At 69.6% G+C, this 21,983-nt stretch carries 19 protein-coding genes; 7 read left to right on the top strand and 12 right to left on the bottom strand.

All coding sequences use genetic code 11. The features are described from left to right. Window positions 1-15 precede the first annotated feature (15 nt). From ACT541_RS19735 to ACT541_RS19710, 6 genes are all read left to right on the top strand, one after another. A complete protein-coding gene (locus ACT541_RS19735) occupies window positions 16-948 on the top strand; it encodes an LpxL/LpxP family acyltransferase (RefSeq protein WP_476138956.1) in 933 nt (310 codons plus the stop codon). After that, complete coding sequence (locus ACT541_RS19730) at window positions 935-2,263, top strand: HlyD family secretion protein (RefSeq protein WP_476138954.1); 1,329 nt, start codon at window positions 935-937, stop codon at window positions 2,261-2,263. The genes ACT541_RS19735 and ACT541_RS19730 overlap by 14 nt, the downstream gene beginning before the upstream one ends. Next, window positions 2,260-4,416, top strand: a complete 2,157-nt coding sequence (locus tag ACT541_RS19725) for a peptidase domain-containing ABC transporter (RefSeq protein WP_476138952.1) — start codon at window positions 2,260-2,262, stop codon at window positions 4,414-4,416. The genes ACT541_RS19730 and ACT541_RS19725 overlap by 4 nt, the downstream gene beginning before the upstream one ends. 167 nt (window positions 4,417-4,583) lie before the next feature. Next, the gene (locus tag ACT541_RS19720) at window positions 4,584-4,865 is read left to right on the top strand and encodes an acyl carrier protein (RefSeq protein ID WP_476138950.1); all 282 of its coding nucleotides are present in this window, start codon (window positions 4,584-4,586) and stop codon (window positions 4,863-4,865) included. Then, window positions 4,865-6,070: a beta-ketoacyl-[acyl-carrier-protein] synthase family protein gene (locus ACT541_RS19715; protein ID WP_476138948.1), complete on the top strand. Its 1,206-nt coding sequence runs from the start codon at window positions 4,865-4,867 to the stop codon at window positions 6,068-6,070. The genes ACT541_RS19720 and ACT541_RS19715 overlap by 1 nt, the downstream gene beginning before the upstream one ends. After that, window positions 6,067-6,543, top strand: coding sequence for a MaoC family dehydratase (locus ACT541_RS19710; RefSeq protein ID WP_476138946.1), 477 nt, complete (start codon window positions 6,067-6,069; stop codon window positions 6,541-6,543). The genes ACT541_RS19715 and ACT541_RS19710 overlap by 4 nt, the downstream gene beginning before the upstream one ends. A gap of 6 nt (window positions 6,544-6,549) precedes the next feature. Here the strand turns inward: ACT541_RS19710 and ACT541_RS19705 are convergent, their stop codons facing one another. The 8 genes from ACT541_RS19705 to ACT541_RS19670 all read right to left on the bottom strand — a co-directional run bounded on the left by ACT541_RS19705 (window position 6,550) and on the right by ACT541_RS19670 (window position 15,891). After that, on the bottom strand, window positions 6,550-7,908 hold the full coding sequence (locus tag ACT541_RS19705) for a TolC family protein (protein ID WP_476138944.1): 1,359 nt from the start codon (window positions 7,906-7,908) through the stop codon (window positions 6,550-6,552). A 160-nt stretch (window positions 7,909-8,068) separates the two neighbouring features. Continuing rightward, window positions 8,069-8,752: a Crp/Fnr family transcriptional regulator gene (locus ACT541_RS19700; protein WP_476138942.1), complete on the bottom strand. Its 684-nt coding sequence runs from the start codon at window positions 8,750-8,752 to the stop codon at window positions 8,069-8,071. Between the two features lie 252 nt (window positions 8,753-9,004). Next, window positions 9,005-9,454, bottom strand: coding sequence for a hypothetical protein (locus ACT541_RS19695; RefSeq protein ID WP_476138940.1), 450 nt, complete (start codon window positions 9,452-9,454; stop codon window positions 9,005-9,007). Window positions 9,455-9,587: 133 nt separating this feature from the next. Further along, a complete protein-coding gene (gene cydC / locus ACT541_RS19690; protein WP_476138938.1) occupies window positions 9,588-11,246 on the bottom strand; it encodes a thiol reductant ABC exporter subunit CydC in 1,659 nt (552 codons plus the stop codon). After that, complete coding sequence (cydD, locus tag ACT541_RS19685) at window positions 11,239-12,972, bottom strand: thiol reductant ABC exporter subunit CydD (RefSeq protein WP_476138936.1); 1,734 nt, start codon at window positions 12,970-12,972, stop codon at window positions 11,239-11,241. The genes cydC and cydD overlap by 8 nt, the downstream gene beginning before the upstream one ends. Window positions 12,973-13,030: 58 nt before the next feature. Next, the gene (cydX, locus tag ACT541_RS19680; protein ID WP_476138934.1) at window positions 13,031-13,132 is read right to left on the bottom strand and encodes a cytochrome bd-I oxidase subunit CydX; all 102 of its coding nucleotides are present in this window, start codon (window positions 13,130-13,132) and stop codon (window positions 13,031-13,033) included. Between the two features lie 16 nt (window positions 13,133-13,148). Continuing rightward, a complete protein-coding gene (cydB, locus tag ACT541_RS19675) occupies window positions 13,149-14,300 on the bottom strand; it encodes a cytochrome d ubiquinol oxidase subunit II (protein WP_476138933.1) in 1,152 nt (383 codons plus the stop codon). Window positions 14,301-14,316: 16 nt separating this feature from the next. Continuing rightward, window positions 14,317-15,891: a cytochrome ubiquinol oxidase subunit I gene (locus ACT541_RS19670; protein ID WP_476138931.1), complete on the bottom strand. Its 1,575-nt coding sequence runs from the start codon at window positions 15,889-15,891 to the stop codon at window positions 14,317-14,319. Between the two features lie 775 nt (window positions 15,892-16,666). Here ACT541_RS19670 and ACT541_RS19665 point away from each other — a divergent pair. Further along, window positions 16,667-18,196 (top strand): methyl-accepting chemotaxis protein, encoded by a 1,530-nt coding sequence (locus ACT541_RS19665; protein ID WP_476138929.1) that lies wholly within the window; start codon window positions 16,667-16,669, stop codon window positions 18,194-18,196. Between the two features lie 82 nt (window positions 18,197-18,278). Here ACT541_RS19665 and ACT541_RS19660 read toward each other — a convergent pair whose 3' ends face one another. The 4 genes from ACT541_RS19660 to ACT541_RS19645 all read right to left on the bottom strand — a co-directional run bounded on the left by ACT541_RS19660 (window position 18,279) and on the right by ACT541_RS19645 (window position 21,965). Next, a complete protein-coding gene (locus ACT541_RS19660) occupies window positions 18,279-19,436 on the bottom strand; it encodes a rhodanese-like domain-containing protein (protein WP_476138927.1) in 1,158 nt (385 codons plus the stop codon). A 22-nt stretch (window positions 19,437-19,458) separates the two neighbouring features. Beyond that, window positions 19,459-20,700 carry a YeeE/YedE thiosulfate transporter family protein gene (locus ACT541_RS19655; RefSeq protein ID WP_476138925.1) on the bottom strand — a complete coding sequence of 414 codons (1,242 nt, stop codon included), beginning with the start codon at window positions 20,698-20,700 and terminating at the stop codon, window positions 19,459-19,461. Between the two features lie 78 nt (window positions 20,701-20,778). Further along, window positions 20,779-21,168, bottom strand: coding sequence for a hypothetical protein (locus ACT541_RS19650; protein WP_476138923.1), 390 nt, complete (start codon window positions 21,166-21,168; stop codon window positions 20,779-20,781). A 389-nt stretch (window positions 21,169-21,557) separates the two neighbouring features. Further along, window positions 21,558-21,965, bottom strand: coding sequence for a DUF2177 family protein (locus tag ACT541_RS19645; protein ID WP_476138921.1), 408 nt, complete (start codon window positions 21,963-21,965; stop codon window positions 21,558-21,560). Between the last annotated feature and the right edge of the window lie 18 nt (window positions 21,966-21,983).

Genomic DNA, 21,983 nt, shown 5'->3' with positions numbered 1-21,983 from the left:
CACATGACGACGGCCATGAAGACAATCGAGCATCTGGGCAGGCTGCCGCTGGCCGCGCGGCGGATCGCCCTGCGCACGGCGTGGCGGGCCTCGCTGCCCTTCCGCAAAGGCGTCGGCTTCGGTCTCGAACCCTTCTTCGAGAAGCGCCTCAGGGTGGGTACCGAGGAGGCGCGCCGCCTCGCCCGCGAGCACGACTTCCACGATCTCCTGCTGATCATGGAATGGTTCGCCAGTATCCGCCGCAGTCAGGCCGAGATGCTCGCCGACACCCGCAACACCACCGTCTCCGACCCCGACCTCCCGGCTCGTCTGGCGGCGACCGGCGACGTCGTCATCCTCGCGCCGCTGCACATGGGCGTCTTCCCGCTCGGCATCTCGCACGTGCTGTGGCACTGGTTCCGCGGCCGCCGCCTGCTGGTGCTGCGCGCCCGCGAGGATCTCCAGGAGAACAACGTCGCAATGGACCGCCTGCGCGAGATCGCCGGCGAGTTCCGCATTCTCAACACCCGCGACGAGGCCGATTTCGTCGACGCCATGCGCTATGCCCGCAAGGGCGCCGTGGTGGTGTCGCTGCTCGACCTGCCGGAGACCTACGGTTCGCCGGCCGAGACGCGGCTCTTCGACGAGACGGCGTCGATCGCCATGGGGCTCGACGCGATGGCGCGCATGCTGAAGGGCGTGGTGCTGCCGATGACCGTCTGCTCGCGCCTCACCCGCGACGAGATCGTCTTCGGCCGGCCCTTCGAGGTGGCGCGGACGACCGCCGACGACCGCCGCGAACTGGCGATGACGATCGGCCGGCAGATCGAGAGCTTCGTCAAGCTGGCGCCCGAGCAGTGGCACATGTGGACGCGTCTCGGCGAGTTCTATCCGGCGGGATGGACGTCGGGCGGGGCCGAAGGCTTCCGCACCCTCGCGCAGAAGGTGGCCGCCCATGTTGCCGGTTGAGACCTTCCGCCGCTTCTTCGGCCGGCGCAAGCCGCGGCCCGAGACGATGATGGACCGGTTCGAGATCACCGGTCTGCATCAGCTCTCCTCGTCGATCGAGTTCCGCCGCGACACCGCCTCCGACCTGCTGGTCGTCTTCTTCGTGTCGCTGGCGCTCTTCCTCGTGGCGGCGATGTGGTTCGGCACCTTCGCCAAGCAGGAGACGATGCGCGGCATCGTGCTCGGCACCAAGGGCGGGCAGCGCATGTCGGCACCGGTCGACGGCACGGTCTCGCACATCTGGGTGACGCAGGGCCAGCCGGTGAAGGCCGGCGACAAGATCCTGACCATCGTGCCGCAGCAGACGGCGGCGGGATCGAAGCCGCTGTCGGAATCGGAGCTTCAGTCGCTGGTCGCGCAGCGTCGCAACACGCAGGCCCAGATCGACGGGCTCGACGCGCTGATGGCGCATCACGCCGACGACCTCACCGCCTTCGACGACAACATGGTCAAGATCGAGGCCAACCTACGCAAGCAGGAGCAGGAGCTCCAGGGCGCGCTCGCCGCCCAGGACGAGATCGTCCAGAAGCTCCGGGCCAATCTGAAGAGCGGCTACGTCACCCGCGAGAACGTCACCGGTCAGGAGCGGGTGAAGCAGGACTACGTCCGCCAGCTGCTCGAGGTGCGGCTGCAGATGACGCAGCTGACGACGACCCAGCTCGAGCGCCGCCGCACCCTGCAGCAGGGCCGCAGCGCCAATGCCGCCGAACACGGCCAGCTCTCCCGTCAGCTCGCCGAACTCGACGCTCGGATCGAGCGCGCCAAGTCGGCGATCGCCACCGACGTCATCGCCGGCGGCGAGGGGCGGATCGCCGCGATCAACGTGCGCGAGGGCGCCGAGGTCAAGTACGGCGACACGCTGGCGGCGATCGGCAATCCCGACGAGCCGATCACCATCGGCCTGCAGGCGCCGTCGAAGACCATGGGTCTGCTGACGCTGCAACAGCGCGTGGTGCTGAAGTACGACGCCTTTCCCTACAAGACCTTCGGCGTGAAGTACGGCCGCATCATCGCCATCGGCAAGCAGCCGCTGTCGCTGCCGAAGGAGGACGAGGCGAGCGGGCTCGACGCCGCGCTCGCCAAGGCCGGGCCGCGGCCGCCGCCGCAGTCGAAGTTCCTGGTCGAGGTCGAACCCGAGGAGAAGACCATCGTGGCCTATGGCAGCGAGAGGCCGATCCTGATCGGTTCGACGCTCAGCGCCGACGTCGTCGTCGAGCGCCGGCGCTTGATCGACTGGGTGCTCGACCCGATCCTGGCGATGCGGGGGCGGACATGAGCCTGCCGTTCTTCTCCAACAAGCCGCGGGTGCGGACGCTGCTCCAGAGCGAGCAGCAGGAGTGCGGCCTCGCCTGCATGGCGATGATCGCCAATGCCCACGGTCACGACATCGACCTGCCCTACATGCGGTCGGTGCACCAGATCTATCAGGGCGGCATGTCGCTGGCCGAGCTCTATGCGCTCGCCGGCGTCTTCGGCTTCGACGCGCGCGGCCTGTCGGTCGAGAACAGCGACGATCTCGCCGGCGTCCGCCTGCCGGCGATCCTCCACTGGGAGGGCCGGCACTACGTCGTGCTGGAGAGCATCAGGGGCGACAAATATGTCGTCCACGATCCCGCCGTCGGTCGCCGCACCTTCAAGCGGCCGGACTTCGAGAAGCACTTCTCCGGCGTCGTGCTCGAGCTCGAGCCGCGTATGGCGATCGAGAAGATCGTCTCCAAGGACGGCATCTCGCTGTGGGACCTCGTCAAATCGACCGGCAGCTTCAAGTCGGCGCTGATCAAGATCGTCTCGATCTCGGTGACGGTCGGTCTGCTCGCGCTCGCTTCGCCGATCCTGTTGCAGGTGTCGCTCGACTTCGTGCTGCCGCAGGCCGACGTCGACCTGCTCGGCATGCTGACCATCGGCCTCTGCGCGCTCCTCGTCTTCGAGGCGATCGGCAACTGGCTGCGCGACATGGTCATCCTGCGCACGTCGATCGGCATGCAGGTGCAGTTCTCGCGTTCGGTGGTCGGTCACGGGCTGCGGCTGCCGCTGCGCTATTTCGAGGCGCGACATCCGGGCGACTTCATCACCCGGCTGAACTCGGTCGATCAGGTCAAGGCCTTCGCCTCCGACGGCATGGTGCGCTCGCTCGCCGACACCTCGGTGTCGGTGATCTCGGTCGCGCTGATGTTCTATTATTCGACCTCGATGACGCTGATGGTGATCGGCACGCTGGCGCTCGCCGTCGGTATCCGCACCGCGTACCTCAGGCGCACCCGCGAGGCGACGACCGAGGCACTGGCGGCCAAGACCGAAGAGGTCTCGACGCTGCTCGACGGGCTCGATCGCATCCAGATCATCAAGGCGCACGACGTCTCGGCGCGGTTCGAGCAGCGCTGGTTCGAGAAACTGTCGCGCTACGCCGCGCGCGACTTCGTCTCGCGCCGGCTGCAGATCGACACCCAGCTCTTCGTCCATCTGGTCGTCATCGTCGGCTCGGTCATCACGCTCTACGCCGGCATCGCGGCGGTGCTGACCAACGAGATGACGATCGGCATGCTCTATGCCTTCTTCTCGCTGCGCAACACGTTCTTCATGATGGTGGACACGCTGACCACCAACCTGATGCACCTCACGGTGATCAAGTCGCACGTGCGCCGGCTCGAAGACGTCATCCAGAACACGCCCGAGGTGACGTCGAAGGCGGCGGTGATCCGCAAGGCGATCCGCAAGGACGTCGAGGTGCGCGACATCGCCATCTCCTTCGGCCGCGAGGAGCGGCCGGTGGTGCGTCAGGCGAGCCTGCGCATCGACGTCGAGGGCGGCGAGCACATCGCCATCATCGGCGAATCGGGGTCCGGCAAGTCGTCGCTGCTCAAGGTGATCGCCTCGGTGACCGAGCCGACGTCGGGCTCGGTGCTGGTCGACGGTCAGTCGCTCGCCCGGTTCGGCACGATGGAATATCGCGCCAACATCGGCGCGGTCTTCGCCGAGGACGGGCTCTTCACCGCGACGCTCGCCGAGAACGTCAGCCTGTTCGACCCCGACATGCCGATCGAGCGCATCCGTCAGGCGCTGTCGATGGTCGGTCTCGACGACGAGATCGAGGCGCTGCCGCAGGGGATCGCCACGATCGTCGCCAACAACAACTCGCTGCTCTCGACCGGCCAGCGCCGCCGCGTGCTCGCCGCCCGCGCCATCGCCCGCCAGCCGCGACTGATGCTGTTCGACGAGATCACCGCCAATCTCGACAAGACGACCGAGACGGACCTGCTCGACAGCCTGTGCAGCCTGCCGGGCGGCAAGATCTTCGTCACCCATTCCGAGCGGCTGCTCGCCCACGTCGACCGCGCCTATCGGCTGGCGAACGGCATCCTCACCCCGGTCGAGATCCCGCGGGTGGAAACGGCGCCGATCGGCGTTCTCGCGCCGCCGGTGGGTGGTTGAGCGAATATTGTCGAGATCCCGTTCATTCGAGAGAATTCGGTGGTTTCGAGTTAAGGTAAATTCCCCAAAACTTACAATTTTCAAATAAAGAGTGCTAAAGATCGGGCTTCCAGAGATCGCCAATCTCGACTGTTCGATCTCTCAACGTCGTTCGAGGAGTCACGTTCATGAACATGGTTGCGACCGCGAACTACGACGGTGTCGACAGCATCGTCACCAAGCTCATCGACCTGCTTCGGACCTATACCAAGAAGCCCGGCGAGGACTGGACCGCGAAGACCACGCTGGACGAGGCCGGGATCGATTCCTTCGACATCGTCGAGTACATCTTCGAGATCGAGGACGCCTTCGACGTCGAGATCAACTTCAATGCCAACAAGGCCGACGATCGCCTCGAGACGATCGGCGACTTCGCCGCGATGATCGCAAGGCAGAAGGCGACGGTGTGATGTCCAGGGTTCTGGTCGCCGGGCTCGGCGTGGTGTCGTCGGCCGGCGTTTCGCTCGACACCTTCTGGGCCGAACTGGTGGCCGGACGCGGCGCCTTCGTCGACGCCGCCTCGGTTCCCGGCAGCGGTATCCGCGTCGGGGCCGTCACCGACACGACCCATGCCGAGGGCCTGCCCCTGCCGTCGCTGGCGCCGCTCGACCGTTCCGGCGTCTTCGCCGTGGCCGCGGCGGTTCGCGCCATGGCCGACGCCGGCCTCGCCACGCCCGTCGTGCGGCCCGAACGGGTCGCGGTGATCATCGGCAACGGCGGCGGCGGTCTCACCTCGATCGAGGAACAGTATCGCCGCACGCTGGTCGACGGCCGGCGTTCGCACCCCCTCTCCGTCGTCCGTTCGATGCCGAGTGCCTCGGCGAGCTGGATCTCGATCGCGCTCGGCGCGCGGGGTCCGTGTTTCGTCACCGCTTCGGCCTGTGCCTCCTCCGCCCATGCCATCGGCACGGCCGCGGCGCTGGTGCGCCACGGCGTCGTCGACGTCGCGATCACCGGCGGCACCGAGGCCTGCCTCGACTGGGGCTCGCTCTCCGCCTGGGACGCGATGAAGGTGATGAGCCGCTCGGTCTGCCGCCCCTTCGCGCGCGGTCGCGACGGGCTGATGATCTCGGAAGGCGCCGGCATTCTCGTTCTCGAATCCGAAGAGCACGCGCGGGCCCGCGGCCGTGAGGGCGGTATCGAACTCGCCGGCTGGTCGGCGGGGGCGGATGCCCGCGATCTCTTCGCGCCGTCGGCCGAAGGCATGGCGGACGCGATGCGCGTGGCGCTCACTGAGGCCGGGATCGCCGCCGACAGCGTCGACTGGGTCAATGCCCACGGCACCGGCACGCGCGCCAACGACATCGCCGAGGTCGAGGCGCTGCGGCGGGTGTTCGGCGTCGACGCGGTTCCCCCGACGACTTCGACCAAGGCGGTCCACGGCCATGCGCTCGGGGCCTCCGGCGCGCTCGAGGCGGTCGCCACCGTGCTCGCCATGAAGGCCTCTCTCGCGCCGCCGACCGCCGGCTTCGACGAGCCCGATCCGGAATGCCCGATCGACTGCATCCCCGGCGAGGCGCGGGCGATGACGATCGACGTGGCGCTGTCCAACTCCTTCGCCTTCGGCGGGCTCAACGCCTCGCTCGCCTTCCGCAGGCTCGGGGTCGCGGCATGAGTGGGCTCGATCTCCTCGCCGTCGCGCCCGGCACCGAACTCGGCGTCTCGGCGTGGCGGACGATCGATCAGGGCCGCGTCGATCTCTTCGCCGCCGCGACCGACGACCACCAGTTCATCCACGTCGATCCGGTCCGTGCCGCGGCGGAGGCGCCCTTCGGCGGCACCATCGCGCACGGGTTCCTGACGCTGTCGCTGCTGACGGCGCTGGGCTCCGAGGTGATCGTCACGCCGCCCGGCCGCATCGCGGTCAATTTCGCCATCGACGGGGTGCGGTTCCAGGCGCCGGTGCGCACCGGGTCCCGCGTGCGCGCCCGTTTCACGCTGGTGGCGCGTTCCAACATCGGGCCGGACCGCTGGGCGGTGAAGCTCGGCGTCAGGCTCGAGGTCGAGGGCGAGGAGCGCCCTGCGCTGATCGTCTCGGCGCTGACGTTGATCGTCGAACCGATGCCGGCTCAGCCCGCTGCCGGGTGATCCCGCTCAGCGGCGCGAGACCTTCATCGTCGGCAGATCTTCCGAGATGCGCGCGAGCGCCGCGGCGATGCGCCAGCCGGCGATGTCGGCTTCATAGGAGAGCGTCGTCAGGGCGATCGCCGCCTCGGCGGTCTCGGCCTCGGCGTCGAGCCGGCCCATGATGGTGCCGTAACCCGCCTGTTGTTCGGCGAGCCGCGCCGACACCGCCTCGCGCATGGTCGCCAGCCGCTTGCGCGCCCGCATCATGGCCGAGAGGGCACCCTTGCGCTCGACCCACAGCGCCTCGACCTTCGCCAGCGACCGACGCTCGGAATCGATCGCGTCCCACGACGCCTGACGGCTGGCGGCGCGCGCCTGGGCGATGCCGGGGAGCGTGCCGGGGGTATAGAGCGGGATGCGGGCGACCAGCTTCAGCGTGGTGTCGGAGGTCTTGTCGTAGGCCTCGGTGACGTGGCTCTGCAGGGCACGGGTGAACTGGAGATCGACGCGCGGGGCGAGCTCGGCCATGGCCGAGCGGGCGGCGTATTTCGACGCCTCGACGTCGGCGCGGGCGGCGGCGAGCCGCGGGCTCGCGTCGACGAACTCGCGCCTGAGCGCCTCGACGTCGCGCGGCAGGAAGATGTCGGGGGCGGGCGGGACGGCCATGCCGGCGACGGGTTTCGAACCGACGACGCGGGCGAATTCGATCTCGGAGGCCTGCAGCGCCGCCTTCGCCCGGTCGTGGGCGGCGCGGGCCGCCTCGACGCGCGAGCGGGCGGTGGCGACTTCCGACAGCGTCGCGTCCTGGGTCGAGAACACTGTCTCGGTATGGGCGGCGACGGCGGACACGGCGGCGATCTGTCGGGCGCGGGCGGCGACGATGCCGCGATCGCGGATCACCGCGAGATAGGCGTCGATCGCCTCGAGCAGCACCTGCTGACGCGCCTCGACCGATTGGTGGCGACCGGAGTCGAGTTTCTTCATCGCCGCCTGCAGGTCGTTCCAGCGGCGGAAGCCGTCGAAGATCGGCAGCGTCGCCTGGAAGGCGGTCAGATGCGGCTCGTTGCGCGTCGTGCTGTCGGGCGCGGTGCGGGCGACGCCGGGGCTGTAGTCGATGCGACTGTCGAGGACCTGCTCGTGGACGATGCCGATGGTCGGCATGAAGGCGTCGCGCATCGCCCAGACCCGCGCCTTGTTCGCCAACTGGCGTTCGGCGTCGGCGGCGAGCGTCGGGCTCTCGGTGACGGAGCCGCGCAGCGAGGCGGCGAGGTCGAGTTCGGCGGCCTGCACGGGTGCGGCGAGGCCCGGTCCGACGGCGATCGCGACCAGCAGCAGGCGCATCGTGCGCTTCGTCCGTGCCGGGATCACGTCTGCCGAGCGCCCCACGATCCACCCTCGCCTCGTCTGCCGAACCGCCGCGCCCCGTGCGGCGTGCGCGGTCGGCATCGAACGACGATGCGCGATCATGGTTGATTTCGACTTAACGCAGCGACGACGCGACCCGCGAGGCCGGCGGAGGGCCGGCCTCGCGGGGGCATCGGGCGGTTCAGCGCGCGAGGCCGGTCAGGGCGACGAGACGGGCGGGATCGAGCACGAAGACGCGGCTGCCGCTGTCGTTCTCGACGATGCCCTCGCGCCTCAGCCAGGAGATCTGACGGCTGACCGTCTCGATCGTCAGGCCGAGGTGGTCGGCGATCTCGCTGCGGTTCAGCGGCAGGTCGATCTCGATCGTCCCGCCGCGGCCGTCGACCATCGACGCGAAGAAGCCCGCCACCCGTTCGAGCGCGCCGGCGCGTCCGAGCAGGAGGGCGAGTTCGCGCATGCGGTCGATCTCGCCGAGCATCTCCCGCTCCAGCCTCTCGGCGACGCGCGGGTTGCGCTGGGCGAGCGCGAGGTCGAGACCGCACACCAGCGACGACGATGCCGCTACGGCCGAACAGCGGTGGCGATCGCTGGCGGTGAAGCCGAAGAGCCGGCCGGGACCGACGACGTCGACGATCTGGCGGCGCCCGTCGCGCAAGGAGCGGATCAGCAGCACCGCCCCCTGCACCAGTTCGTAGACCTCGCGGGCCGGGTCGCCCTCGCGGAAGACGTGTTCGCGCGCCGCCACCCGGCGCATCTGTACGCTGGGGCGATCGGGCAGGGTGCCGCGTCCGCGCGGCACGGCGCGGCGACGGGGCCCTGAGAGATCGGGTTCGAATTCCGGAAGAAGAAGGAAATTGGCGTCCATCGCGCGCTCCTTCGCTCTCGTCGATCGACGAGCTTCGTTCGGGACACGGCGCGGCGATCCGGCGTCGCGCGACCGGGGTCGCCGACGGCGGGACGCGCGCCTTCCTCGCGTCGGACGCGATGCGGACGGGGGCGTTTTCGAAGATCACTTCGGCCGAGGAACGACGCGGCGACCCGCCCGACCGGAGGTCGTGCGAGCCGTGGGGTCTCCTTCGGCGCCCGATCCGCGGACGGTCGAGACGCGGGCGCGAGATCAGGCGACGGGCGGTCCGCGCGGCGAGGTCGCGCCGGCGACGCGGACCGGAGCGACGAAGGCGGTCGCGGTCTCTGTACCCGGCAGGGCGGGTTCGACGATCGCGGGTGCGTCGAGGAGGGCGACGGGGGGCGGGGCGTCGGCGATGCCGCCGACCATCGGCAGGCAGAAGGCGCAGACCGCGTCGACGCCGTCGTCGCGACGGATCGGATTGCCCTCGGCGTCGAGCACGATCATGCCGGCGCCGGTGCAGATGACGATGCGGTCGCCGAAGCTCTCTTCGAGGTAGGGGGCGAGGCCGGCGGCCGACGACGAGGCGACCAGATGACCTGCGAAGAGGTTGAACGCGACGACCAGTACGCCGAGTGCCGACACGACGTCGCGGCGGATCTGCCCGAGGGCGCGATCCGTCGAGAGATCGTAGATCCGGCGTCCCGGCGATGCGGACATGCGTGCTCGGCCCATGCGCTCGGCGATCGGGCGAAGGTGCCCTCTTCGGTGATAGGCGCGCAGTTCGCCGCCGACAATGGGAGATCTACGGCGCGACCCGACGGATTGCTTGATCCGGATCAAGCCGCCCTCGTCAATAGGTCGAGGGCGGTGTGGTCTCGGGCGCTCCGACCGTCCACGGCCGGTGCGAGAAGACGAGGAGGCTGCGGCCCGACGCGGTCGCGGTGGCGGTGACGCGGGCGGCGAGCGCACGGGCGGCGCCGTCGTCGAGCCCCTCGCTCGGCTCGTCGAGGACGAGGACGCGGGCGTCCGGGCGCAGCAACACGCGGGCGAGCGCGAGGCGGCGGATCTCGCCGCCCGAGAGCCGAGCGCCGCCGGCGCCGACGCGGGTGGCGAGGCCGGCGGGCATGGCGGCGATCGTCTCGGCGAGACCGGCCATGGCGAGGGCCTCCATGAGGTCTTCGTCGCGCGCGGCGGGGGCGAAGGCGCGCAGATTCTCGGCGATGGTGGCGTCGAAGACGTGCGGCCGCTGCGGCGCCACCGCGATCACCCGGCGGAGGTCGGCGAGCGCGAGGTCGGCGATCGGCACGCCGCCGAGGCGGATGGCGCCCGAGGCGGGGTCGTGGACGCGGACCAGGAGATCGGCGAGCGTCGACTTGCCCCAGCCGCTCGGCCGGGCGACGACGGCGACGCCGCCCTGCGGGAGGGTGAGGTCGAGATCTTCGAAGACGGGCAGCACACGGCCGGGACGGCCGAAGTCGACGTGATCGCAGACGATGTCGAAGCGATCCGGCAAGGGCAGCGGATCGGCCGGATCGGTCACCGTCGGCGGGCGGTCGAGGAGCGCGAAGAGGCGGGAAAGAGCCGCCCGCATCGTGGCGAGGCCGGCGGCGGCGACGGCGACCGGGGCGACGCTCTCGAAGGCCGCGAGGACCAGCAGGACCGCGGCGGTGAGATCCGGTCCCGTGACCGATCCCGCGGCGAGCAGCCCGGCGCCGAAGGCGAGGAGCGTCGCGACAGTGCCGTCGCGGGCGAGACCCTGAGCGGCGCGGGCGAGGCTCTCCGACCCGGCGACGCGGGCCTCGTCGGCGATCCGCGTCGCGAGACGGGCGGCGAGATCGCGCGCGCGGGCGGTTTCGTCGCCGGTGACGAGCAGGGTGTCGATGCCTTCGAGATGGTCGTGGACGCGGCGGCGCAGCGCGCTCGCGGCCTCCGCCTCGCGTCGGCCGGCGGCGCGGGCCACGCGGGCGGCGAGGAAGGGCAGGACCATGCCGCCGACGAAGAAGGCGGCGGCGAAGGCGAGCGCGGCGGCGTTGCCGACGAACCGGGCGACGATCGCCGTCACCGCGACGCCGACGGTCGCGGCGACCACGAGCGGCGCGACGAGACGGAGGAAGACCAGTTCCAGCCGGTCGACGTCGAGCTTCAGCCGGGCGGCGATCTCGGCCGAGCGGAGGTCCTCGAGGCCGCCGGGGGCGATGCGTTCGAGGCCGCGGAAGAGGTCGACGCGGGTGGCGGCGAGGAGGCGGAAGGTCGCCTCGTGGCCGGCGACGCGGTCGAGCCAACGCCCGCCGGTGCGCACGATCGCGGTGAAGCGGATGAGCGCCGAGGGCGTGAAGTAGTTCATCGACACCCCGGCGAGGCCGGCGGCGGCCATGGCGGCGACGAACCAGCCGGCAGTCGCCATCAGCGCGAGGTCGGCGGCGGTGGTGACGAGCGAGACGCCGAGCGCCGCGGCGAGCCAGAGCCACGACCCGCGCCACAGCCGGACGAGGCGGAGGAGATCACGCATCGCGTGGCCCTCCTTCGACGGCGTCGAGCTCCCCGAGCACCGCGGTGGGCGGGCCGCTCTCGACGACTCGGCCGGCTTCGATCCGGACGACGCGGTCGACGTGCGCGAGCGTCTCGCGACGGTGGGCGATCAGGATCGCGGTGCGACCGGCGCGCAGGCGCTCGATCGCCGCGGTCACGTGGCCTTGCGTCGCGCGGTCGAGATGGGCGGTCGGCTCGTCGAAGAGGAGGAGCGATCCGTCGGCGAAGAAGGCGCGGGCGAGCGACAGCCGCTGCGCCTCACCGCCGGAGATCGAACGTCCGCCCTCGCCGAGGGCCGTCGCGGCGCCCTCGGGCAAGCGGGCGACGAGATCTGTCGCGCCGGCTTCCGCGAGGGCGCGTTCGAGGGCTCCGTCGCCGCCCGTCCGACCCATCGCGACGTTGTCGGCGATCGAGCCTTCGAAGAAGGCGGGCGCCTGGGGCACGTGGACGAGGGTCCGGCGCCAACCCGCGAGGTCGCGTGCGTCGAGCGGTTCGCCGTCGATCAGGATGCGGCCGGCCGTCGGGGCGAGGAAGCCGCAGAGGAGCGCCAGAACCGTGCTCTTGCCGGCACCCGACGGGCCGACCAGGGCGACGGTCTCGCCCGCCGCGACGTCGAGATCGAGGCCGTCGAGCGCCACCCGCCCGTCGGCATGGACGACGCGGACGCCCTCGAAACGGATCGCCGGCGGCGTGTGGAGCGGTGCTGCCGGGGTGGCGTCGATCGCAGGGGCCTCGGCGTCGCCGAGCACCGCGGCGATCTCGTCGAGCGCCGCCGCCGCCTCGATGCGGGCGTGGCGGCGAACGCCCATCTCGCGCAAGGGGGCGAAGAACTCCGGGGCGAGCAGCAGCACGAAGAAGCCGGTCGAAAAGTCGATGCTCCCCCACAGCAGGCGGAAGCCGACGGCGATCGCCACGCCGGCGATGGCACCCGTGGTGACGAATTCGAGCACCAGCGCCGAGAGGAAGGCGATGCGCAGCACCGCCATGGTCTCGCGGCCGTAGGCCTCGGCGCTCGCCGCGACCCGCTCGATCGCCCGACCCGACGTGCCGGCGAGTTTCAACTCGCCGAGGCCGCGGATCTGATCGAGGAGGTGGCCGCCGAGCCGGGCGAGGCTCTCCCATTGGCGTCCGCTCGCCTCCTCGGCGCCGCGACCGGCGAGGATCGACAGCCAGACGAGGAGCGGCAGGGCGACGAGCAGGATGACGGCCGCGAGCGGATCGGCCGGAAAGACCGCGGCCAGCACCGCGAGCGGCACCACGGCGGCGCGGGCGACCGCCGGCTTCCACGAGCGCCAGAGGGGCGCGAGGGCATCGACCGCTTCGGTCGCCGCGGCGGCGAGTTCGCCGATCGGCCGCTCGGCGAGGTGGACCGGGCCGAGGGCGGCGAAGCGGGCGAGGAGACGGTCGAAGGCGTGGCGACGCACCCGCGCGGCGGCGGCGAAGGCGGTGCGGTCGAGGGCGAAGGTCGAGAGCGCCCGCAGCGCCGCGATCGCCGCCAGTGCCGCGAAGGCGGGCGCGAGGGCGGCGGCACCTTCGCCGGCCAAGACGATGCGGTCGACGAGATGGGCCAGAACCCAGGCGAAGGCGACGGCGGCGAGCCCGTTGAGGCCGGCGAAGACCTGCGCGAGCCGGGCGGGGAGGCCGGCGACGCGATCGAGTTCGACGAGGAGCGGGCGGGAGCCGGCGGCAGGGCTGGTCTTCGACACGTCGCGTTCCGGTGGCGGTCGGGACAAGGGGAGGGGCGCCGCGGCGCCCCTCCGAGGTTCAGTCGTCGCCGAGTTCGCCGCGGAACTCGTACCACATGGTGTTGATGACCCCGATCGCCGCAGCGGCGGTGACCCCGAGGATCCAGGCGAAGTACCACATGTGCCGAACTCCTCGTTCAGTAGGCCGAATGGGCGCGGGCGTCGATTTCTTCGGCCGTCACCCGGCCCCACATGTTGGCGTAGCACCACACGGTGTAGGCCAGCACGATGGGCAGGAAGACGACCACGGCCCAGAACATCACCGTCAACGTCAGATGGCTCGACGAGGCGTCCCAGACGGTCAGGCTCGACTTCGGATCGATGCTGGAGGGCATGACGAAGGGGAACATCGACAGGCCTGCGGTGCCGATCACGCCGACCATGCCGAGCGCGCTCGTGACGAAGGCGAGGCCGGGACGGGCGAGCCTGGCGAGAAGCGAGGTCAGGAGCGGTCCGACGAGACCGATCGCCGGCACGATCATGGCGCTCGGCAGGGTGCGGTAGATGTCGAACCAGGCGCCGTGGGCGCGCACGACCTCCTTGGCGAGCGGGTTCGGCAGCGCGCCGTGCGCCGGTTCGGAGACGATGCGATAGCCGTCGATGCCGTACCACAGCCAGACACCGGCGAGCGCGAAGGTGAGCGTGACCGCCGGTGCGGCGATCACCACGAAGCGCCGGGCGCGATCGGCCACCGCACCGCTGGCGCGCAGCTGCAGCCAGACGCCGCCGTGGACGGTCAACATGACGAGGCTGACGACACCGGCGAGCAGGGCGAAGGGGTTGAGGAGCGGCAGGAGCGCGGTCAGCAACGAACCCTGGTAGTGGGCGCGCAACAACTCGTCGAGATGGAAGGGGACGCCCTGGAGCAGGTTGCCGAAGGCGACGCCGAAGATCAGCGACGGCACGAAGCCGCCGGCGAACAGGCCCCAGTCCCAGGTCTTGCGCCAGGTCGGATCGTCGATCTTCGAGCGGTAGTCGAAGCCGACCGGGCGGAAGAACAGGGCGAAGAGCACCAGCAGCATCGCCATGTAGAAGCCCGAGAAGGCCGCGGCATAGACCGCCGGCCAGGCGGCGAAGATGGCGCCGCCGGCGGTGATGAACCACACTTGGTTGCCGTCCCAGTGGGGGCCGACGGTGTTGATGGCGATGCGGCGTTCGACATCTTGCCTACCGACGAAGGGCAGCAGCGTGCCGACGCCCATGTCCATGCCGTCGGTGATCGCGAAGCCCATCAGCAGGGCGCCGACGAGGATCCACCAGACGAATTTCAGGGTTTCGTAGTCGAGCATGACGGTCTCCTCCGGTTCATTCGGCCGGGGCGGCGGCGGGGGCGCCGCGCTCGAAGTGATAGCGACCGAGGCCGAGCGAACTCGGACCGAGACGCGCGAACTTCACCATCAGGAAGATCTCGGCGACGAGCAGGATGGTGTAGAAGGTGAGGAAGCCGGCGAGCGAGAAGATCAGGTCTCCCGTCGTCAGGCTCGAGGTGGCGAGGAAGGTCGGCAGCACTTCGCCGATCGCCCAGGGCTGGCGTCCGAATTCGGCGACGAACCAGCCGAGTTCGCAGGCGAGCCAGGGCAGCGGCAGCGTCCACAGCGCTGTCCTCAAGAACCAGCGGTTCTTCTCCAGCGTGCCGCGAGCGTTGAGCAGGAAGCCCGTCACGAAGACGAAGAGCATGAAGAAGCCGAAGGCGACCATGATGCGGAACGACCAGAACAGCGGCCAGACCGTCGGGATGGTCGAGACGGCGGCCGCCTTGATGTCGGCTTCGCTCGCCTTGGCCGGGTCCTCGACATATTGCTTCAGCAACAGGCCGAAGCCGATGTCGCGGGCATGGGCATCGAAGGTGGCCCGCGTCTCGGCCGACTTGTCGCCGGCGCGGATCTTCGAGAGCGCGCCGTAGGCGATCTGGCCGGAACGGATGCGCGCCTCGTGCTCGTTCTGCAGGTCTTCGAGGCCGCGGACCGGCTTGTCGAGCGAGCGCGTGGCGATCAGGCCGAGGGCGCCGGGAATCCGGATCGCGCTCGCCGTGTCGCGGCCGTCCTGGCTCGGGAAGCCGAAGACGGTGAAGGCGGCTGGCGGGGCTTCGGTCTTCCATTCGCCCTCGATGGCGGCGAGCTTGACCTTCTGGACGTCGCCGAGCTCGTAGCCGCTCTCGTCGCCCAGCACGATCACCGACAGCGCCGAGGCGAGGCCGAAGCCGACGGCGACGGCGAAGGAACGCCGGGCGAAGCCGAGGTCGCGGCCCTTCAGCAGATACCAGGACGAGATCGCCATGACGAAGACGGAGGCCGTCACGTAGCCGGCGGAGACGGTGTGGACGAACTTCACCTGGGCGACGGGGTTGAACAGCACCTCGGCGAAGGAGGTCATCTCCATGCGCATGGTCTCGGGCGAGAAGATCGAGCCGACCGGGTTCTGCATCCAGCCGTTGGCGACCAGGATCCACAGCGCCGAGAGGTTCGAACCGAGCGCGGTGAGGAAGGTCACCGCCAGATGCTTGCGCTTCGACAGCTTGTCCCAGCCCAGGAAGAACAGGCCGATGAAGGTCGATTCGAGGAAGAAGGCCATCAGGCCCTCGATCGCCAGCGGGGCGCCGAAGACGTCGCCGACGTAGTGCGAATAATACGACCAGTTCGTGCCGAATTCGAATTCCATCGTCAGGCCGGTGGTGACACCGAGAGCGAAGTTGATGCCGAACAACTTGCCCCAGAATTTGGTCATGTCCCTGTAGATTTCCTTGCCCGTCAGGACATAGACGGTCTCCATGATGACCAGCAGCCAGGACATGCCGAGGGTCAGGGGGACGAACAGGAAATGGTAGAGCGCCGTCGCGGCGAACTGCCAACGCGACAGCTCCACGAATGTCGGATCGATCATGATGTCGACGTCCTCTTGTGGGGGGCGGGCCGGTCGAGAGGCGCAAGCGCGGCGAGAGGCCTTCAAATATTGATTACAAGTACAAGATTAAACCTGCATTTTTTGTGAAGGAATGACCTCGACCTGCGACCTTCGTCACGATTGCGTGTCGGAGCGCGCGCATCGACGGCGCACATCGAGCCAACGTCATACGTCGACTGATGTTTTCGCGATGGCCGACCACCGGCGAGGCAGAAGGTCGCATGCAGACGCCTGCAATACAATTTCCCAAAAGGCAGCGCGACGCTTGGGCTCATGTCGCGAGTACTGTGTTGATTTCGATCAATCGACGCCAATGCGTCCATCATCGTGACAGCGAGTGGCGACGACTTGAGTTTTGCATGGTCGACTGCTGGTCGAAATGCTCCGAGCACAATCTCCGCGAGGTTGCGAAGACCGACGTCGGGCGACTTGAATCAAGCTCGGTGGGACGAAGGACGCTCGGTACGCCGCCGTTGCTTCGTTCTTCTCGGCCGCCGCTTGATCTGGCGCAGCCGGGTTGCCGCAGCGCAGGAAGGGCCGCCGGCCGATCTGCCGTCACCGACGACGTGCCGCGAAGGGCCGCCCCTGCGCCCGTGGCCGTTCGCTCGGCCGCGGGCGATTGCGCCTCGAACCGGTGATGAAATTATACAACTCATATACCTTTTAACCCGGCCGCAAGGTGTGTGTGCGATGATCGTGTCGTGAAAAGGAGTGTAGAATCATGAGCATGCTCGCCCGCGCAACGAATGGACCGGTGGCTGAAACGACGGGTTTCAGGGGGTGTGCGAACGGCGGGCCGAGCGACGGAGCGGCGGAACTGGCGGCACGCCTCTTCGAACCGGCGGTGCCGGAGAGCGAAGCCGAGCAGGCGATCGTACGGGGCGACGTCGCGGCGGACGTGCTGTCGACGGCGCTCGACGACGAGCTCGGCCGCCGCCTGCGTCGCGTCGTCGGCCGTTGGCTACCGGGCAGCGCGCAGTCCGCCGACCACCTCTGCCGGCTCTACGGGCGTCTCAAGGCGATCGTCGAACGGGCCGCCGGCGATGCCGCCCATCGCGCGGCGCTCGCGTCGAACGCGACCTGCGTGCAGGTTCGCGGCATGCGCACGCTGGCGGAGACCGTGTCCGACGTGAACGCCGTCGCGGTCGAGCTCGCGGGTCTGTCCAACAACGTCGAGGCCGCCGTCGCCAGCGCGCAGTCGATGGCGAGTGCGACCAACGAGATGGCCGCCTCGATCGGCGAGATCTCACGGGCGAGCCACGACGCGATGGGCGAAGCGCGGAACGCCTCGCAGGCCGCTTCGACCTCGGCGGAGAACGTCGGACGCCTGACGACGGCGATGGGCAACATCAGCGCCGTCACCGGCGAGACCCGCGACCGGTTGGCCGCGCTCGAGACCGCCTTCGACCAGATCGCCGGCGTGCTCGGGTCGATCGACGCCATCGCCAAACAGACCAATCTCCTCGCCCTCAACGCTACGATCGAGGCGGCCCGCGCCGGCGAGAGCGGCCGTGGCTTCGCCGTGGTGGCGGGCGAGGTCAAGCAACTGGCGGGTCAGACGGCCACGGCGACCGACAGCATCGGCCGTTCGATCGGCGACATGCGCAACGTCCTGACCGGCATGGCCGACGCCATGCGGCGCGCCGAGGGCGCGGCCTCGACCGGCGAGGGGGCGATCGACGAGGTCTCCGACGCGATGAACCGGATCGCGTCGCTGGTCTCCAACGTCGATGCCCGGATCGGCTCGATCGCCGCAGTGCTCGAACAGCAGCAGGCGGCCAGCGCCGAGATCGCCCTCACGGTGGAGACCGGCGCGAAGCTCGCGGCCGACAACGTCGTCCTGCTCGATCGCATGACCAAGAAACTCGAGCATTCCAACGATCGCAACGAGGCGCAGGCCGGCAAGCTCTTCTCGGGCGAGTCGCAGAGCGAGGCGATCCTCGAGATGACCCAGATCGACCACGTCATCTTCAAGAAGAAGGTGGTCGACGCGATCCTCGGACACCGCAGGTTCGCCTCGACCGAGGTGCCGGATCATCACTGCTGCCGGCTCGGCAAGTGGTACGACGGCGTGCGCGATCCGGCGGTGCGGGAGCGCCCCGAGTTCGCCTGCATCGCCGAGCCGCATGCCCGCGTCCATCGCGAGGCGGTCCAGGCGCTCGCCGCGCAGGAGCGCCACGCCAAGAGCGAGGCGATCGCCCATCTCGTCGCCATGAACGACGCCGGCGACGAGGTCTTCCAGGGTCTCGGACGGCTGAGCCGCGCCCTGATGCGGTGCGCATGACGCACGATCGGGACGCGCATGCGCGTCCCGGCCGGCGGATGTCGGCGCGACGGTTCGGACCGCCGCGCCGGTCTTCGTGCGATCACTTCTTCTCGGCGATGGTCGCGGTGCCGTCGCCGGCGAACTTGATGGTCGCGTCGAGGAAGGACGTCTGCAGATCGGCGGCGAACATCTTGGCGGTGTCGTAGGCCTCGCCCGAGCGAGCTCCGGTGCCGCAGATGAAGACGATCGGCTTGTCCTTCGGGAAGGTCGCGAGCTTCTTCTCGAGCTCGCCCATCGGCACGTTGATCGCGCCCTTGATGGTGCCGGCGGCATACTCGCTGGCGTTGCGGACGTCGACGAGGACGATCGAGGCCGGATCGGCCTTCCACGCCGCCTCGAAGGAGGCGACCGTCACCGAGCCCTTCTCCTTGCCGGCGACGAGCGCCGCCTTGGCCGGCGCCGCGGTCGGAGCGGCGGCGGGGGCAGCGGCGGCCGTGGCGGGGCCGGCGCCGTAGAGCTTCTCCCATTCGGGATAGCCTTCGGGGTAGGTCACGACGTTGGTGTATCCGAGCTTGCGCGCCTTGTCGGCCGACTGGTCGGAGAGCACGCATTCGAGGCCGCCGCAGTAGTAGACGACGAGCGACGCCTTGTCGGCGGGCAGCTTGTCGACGTTTTTCTCGAACTCGGTGTCGGAGATCGCCAGCGCGCCGGGGATGACGCCCTTGTCGGTGACGCGCTTCGGACGGGCGTCGATCAGCGTGAAGGACTGCTTCTCGTCCATCAGCTTCTTGATGTGGGCGGCGGAGACAGCGACCGGTCCGCCCTTGGCCTTCCAGTCCGGCATGCCCTCGGCATAGACCTCGATCGCGGTGTAGCCGAGCGCCTTGGCCTTGCGGGCGCTGTCGTGGGAGAGCATGCAGTCGACGCCGCCGCAGTAGAAGACGAGGCGGGTGGCCTTGTCGGCGGGCAGCCTGTCGACCGCCTTGTCGAAGGCGCTGTCGGGGATCGAGATCGCGCCGGGGATGTGACCGGGGTCGTACTGGCGCGCCGCCGGCCGGCTGTCGATGACGACGAGGCCCTTCTTCGGCGGGATGGTGACGTCGGGGCGCAGCTTCTCGAAGGTGGTCAGCGTCTGGAACCAGCCTTCCTTCGGCTGCAGCGCGGTCTGGGCCGACGCGGGCGCGACGGGCACGACGAGGACGGCGCTCGCGGTGGCGATGGCGAAGGCGGCGGCGAGGACATGAAGTCTCGGTTTCATCGGTCTTCTCCCTGAGGATCCGTCACAGGACGGTGAGTTTCTCGGTGGTCTCGTTCCAGCGGACGATCGCGTACCAGAGCGCGAGCAGCCCGAAGCCGACGAGGAGGGCGAGGCCCCAGCCGCCGAGCATGTCGGGCAGGAAGGCCTGGCGGCCGATCCCGGTGATTTCCCAGGTCTCGACGTTGGTCTCGTCGATGGCGGAGAGGCCGGTCTTCTTGAAGATCGCGGCGGCGATCGAGCCGACCCAGGCGAAGAAGGCCATGGCGACCCAGAGCTTGAGGTGGCCTTCGCCCATCCGCCACAGCGCGCCGGAGGCGCAACCGCCCGCGAAGACCATGCCGAAGCCGAAGATCACGCCGCCGGCGAGCGAGCCGAGCCAGAAGGTGGCGGGGATGGCGACGTAGGGGTCGATCACCTTGGCGCGGAAGAGCAGGGCGGCGATCGGCATGCCCACGGCCATGGCGAGGATGACGGCCTTGGTCATGGTGCCCTCGGCGGTCATGAAGGGCTCGCGGATCGAGCGGGCGAAGCACAGGCGCGAGCGGTGCATGACGAAGCCGATGGCGAAGCCGACGGCGACGATGATGGCGCGGGTGGCGATCTGCTTGTCGGGCGAGGCCCACCACGACGCGGACCACAGGACGACGCCGACGATCGCGGCGAGGCCGACGACCGGATAGAGCCGCTTCACGGCCGGCGGCACCTGCCAGGGCATCGGCGCGGCGGTGCCCCATTCGACGTTGTCGAGCGTCCACAGGAGCGCCTTGAGGCCGATCCAGGCGCCGGCGAGCAGGCCAGCCCACATCGCCCAGCCGGCGGGCGAGGAATGGACGACCGGGTTGAAGAAGCCGCCGGTGGTGCAGCCGCCGGCGAGCGCGGCGCCGATCCCCATCATGGAGCCGCCGAGGGCTGCCCAGACATATTCGATCTTGGGCGGGCGGTTGACGGCGAACTGGCCGGAGAGCAGCGCGGCGGTGGCGGCGCCGGCGACGAGCAGGATGTTCATCAGGCTCATGCGGTGGCCGAGGAGGCCCTCCTTCGGCTCGGCGATGCCGAGCAGGCCGCCGAGCCCGATCGCCGAGTTCAGCCGATCGCCCCAGTATTTGACGCCGCCGAAGACGCCCCAGAAGAGGCCGGTGGTCATCAGGGCGACGACGAGGAGGACGAGCAGGATCGCCCCGAGATAGGGCGACCATTCCTCGACGAAGAGCTTGTTCCAGTCCTCCCTCAGGCCCGGAAAGCGGGGTTTGGCGTCTGCGCTCATGCTGGTTCTCCCATGACGGGACGATGCGCGCCGAGGGTTCGGCGTCGCGCGCGTCCCGCTGCGGACGGGGGCGGTCGATCAGTTGCAGGAGGCGGGTTCGTCGCCGTCCTTGGCTCCGCGGGCGAGGAAGGCGGCGATGTCGGCGGCGAGCTCCTCGTCGGCGACCTCGGCGAACTTCTCCGCCGCCTTGTTGGCGCCCTTGATGGCGGCGCGATGGGCCTTCGACACGTAGGTCGAGACCTTGTCCTTGCCCTTGGCGTGGCTGTCGGCCTTCAGATAGTCGGCCCATTCCGCCTTGGTGCGGGTCGAGGGCGCGATCGAGCCGATCGGCTCGGCGACGTGGCAGGCGGTGCAGACGCTGCGATAGTAGATGCGCCCCCGCTTCCAGTCGGCGTCGTAGGCGAGGGCCTGGGTGGCGACGAGGACGCCGGCGGCGGCGATGAGGGTGGCGGCGAAGAGACGACGCATCGTCCGGCTCCACGTTGGTCGGCCCGCCGGACGCGACGGCGCTCCTCCCGGTGATCCGATGCTCCGCCGACCGATCGTGCCTGCCCCTCTCTCCCGAGCGGCACGAACCGCGCCTCGTCGGTGGATGCGAACATCCGAATATTCGCAATTATGATTTCCACCTCGCGGCGCGCCGAGGTGACGGGATGCCTCGCGCATTGCTCCCGATCGGAGGACTACGGCATGCGACGAAATGGCCTTCGCGGCCGTCGGGCGGCCGCGGTAAGCGTCTGTGACACCGGAGAAATGTCGACGTCGTCTGCCGTCCGTCCGGTGGCCCGGGCGCCGTCGCGCGAGACGATCGCATGGTCAATCGTCTGCCACGTGATCGCGGATTGACCGCTCGTCGATCAGGCGGTCGGGGCGACCCACAGGGCGGCGGTGCGGCCGGCGAGGGCGGCGAGCGTCGAGGCGACCGTGCCCCAGGCGATGTCGGCGACGGTGAGAACCGTCGACCAGTGCTTCAGCGTCGCCTGATTGGTGAGATCGTAGGTGGCGTAGGCGACGAGACCGAAGAGGGCGGCATTGCCGACCGTCGCCGCCATGCCGCCGGCGAGCCCCGGCTTCACGCCGAAATGGACGAGGCCGACGACATAGACGAGGTAGAAGACGATCGCGGGCAAGAGGCGGAAGCCGTCGAGCACCATGTCGCCCATCGCCGGTCGATAGATCCGGTCGGCCATCAGCGTCAGCCAGACGGCGTCGAGGGCGAGGAAGGCCGTCGCGGTGGCGACATGGGCGACGAGGAGCGTCTTCATCGGGGCGTCCTTTCGGGC

It is taken from the genome of Pinisolibacter sp. DMC100, assembly GCF_056313705.1.
This window is presented reverse-complemented; position numbering and strand designations above follow the sequence as displayed.

What these genes read in the sequence shown, in the direction of transcription:
- ACT541_RS19735 (WP_476138956.1), top strand. Translation starts at nt 16, where the DNA reads ATGAAGACAATCGAGCATCTGGGCAGGCTGCCGCTGGCCGCGCGGCGG.
- ACT541_RS19730 (WP_476138954.1), top strand. Translation starts at nt 935, where the DNA reads ATGTTGCCGGTTGAGACCTTCCGCCGCTTCTTCGGCCGGCGCAAGCCG.
- ACT541_RS19725 (WP_476138952.1), top strand. Translation starts at nt 2,260, where the DNA reads ATGAGCCTGCCGTTCTTCTCCAACAAGCCGCGGGTGCGGACGCTGCTC.
- ACT541_RS19720 (WP_476138950.1), top strand. Translation starts at nt 4,584, where the DNA reads ATGAACATGGTTGCGACCGCGAACTACGACGGTGTCGACAGCATCGTC.
- ACT541_RS19715 (WP_476138948.1), top strand. Translation starts at nt 4,865, where the DNA reads ATGTCCAGGGTTCTGGTCGCCGGGCTCGGCGTGGTGTCGTCGGCCGGC.
- ACT541_RS19710 (WP_476138946.1), top strand. Translation starts at nt 6,067, where the DNA reads ATGAGTGGGCTCGATCTCCTCGCCGTCGCGCCCGGCACCGAACTCGGC.
- ACT541_RS19700 (WP_476138942.1), bottom strand. Translation starts at nt 8,752, where the DNA reads ATGGACGCCAATTTCCTTCTTCTTCCGGAATTCGAACCCGATCTCTCA.
- ACT541_RS19695 (WP_476138940.1), bottom strand. Translation starts at nt 9,454, where the DNA reads ATGTCCGCATCGCCGGGACGCCGGATCTACGATCTCTCGACGGATCGC.
- cydC (WP_476138938.1), bottom strand. Translation starts at nt 11,246, where the DNA reads ATGCGTGATCTCCTCCGCCTCGTCCGGCTGTGGCGCGGGTCGTGGCTC.
- cydX (WP_476138934.1), bottom strand. Translation starts at nt 13,132, where the DNA reads ATGTGGTACTTCGCCTGGATCCTCGGGGTCACCGCCGCTGCGGCGATC.
- cydB (WP_476138933.1), bottom strand. Translation starts at nt 14,300, where the DNA reads ATGCTCGACTACGAAACCCTGAAATTCGTCTGGTGGATCCTCGTCGGC.
- ACT541_RS19670 (WP_476138931.1), bottom strand. Translation starts at nt 15,891, where the DNA reads ATGATCGATCCGACATTCGTGGAGCTGTCGCGTTGGCAGTTCGCCGCG.
- ACT541_RS19660 (WP_476138927.1), bottom strand. Translation starts at nt 19,436, where the DNA reads ATGAAACCGAGACTTCATGTCCTCGCCGCCGCCTTCGCCATCGCCACC.
- ACT541_RS19655 (WP_476138925.1), bottom strand. Translation starts at nt 20,700, where the DNA reads ATGAGCGCAGACGCCAAACCCCGCTTTCCGGGCCTGAGGGAGGACTGG.
- ACT541_RS19650 (WP_476138923.1), bottom strand. Translation starts at nt 21,168, where the DNA reads ATGCGTCGTCTCTTCGCCGCCACCCTCATCGCCGCCGCCGGCGTCCTC.
- ACT541_RS19645 (WP_476138921.1), bottom strand. Translation starts at nt 21,965, where the DNA reads ATGAAGACGCTCCTCGTCGCCCATGTCGCCACCGCGACGGCCTTCCTC.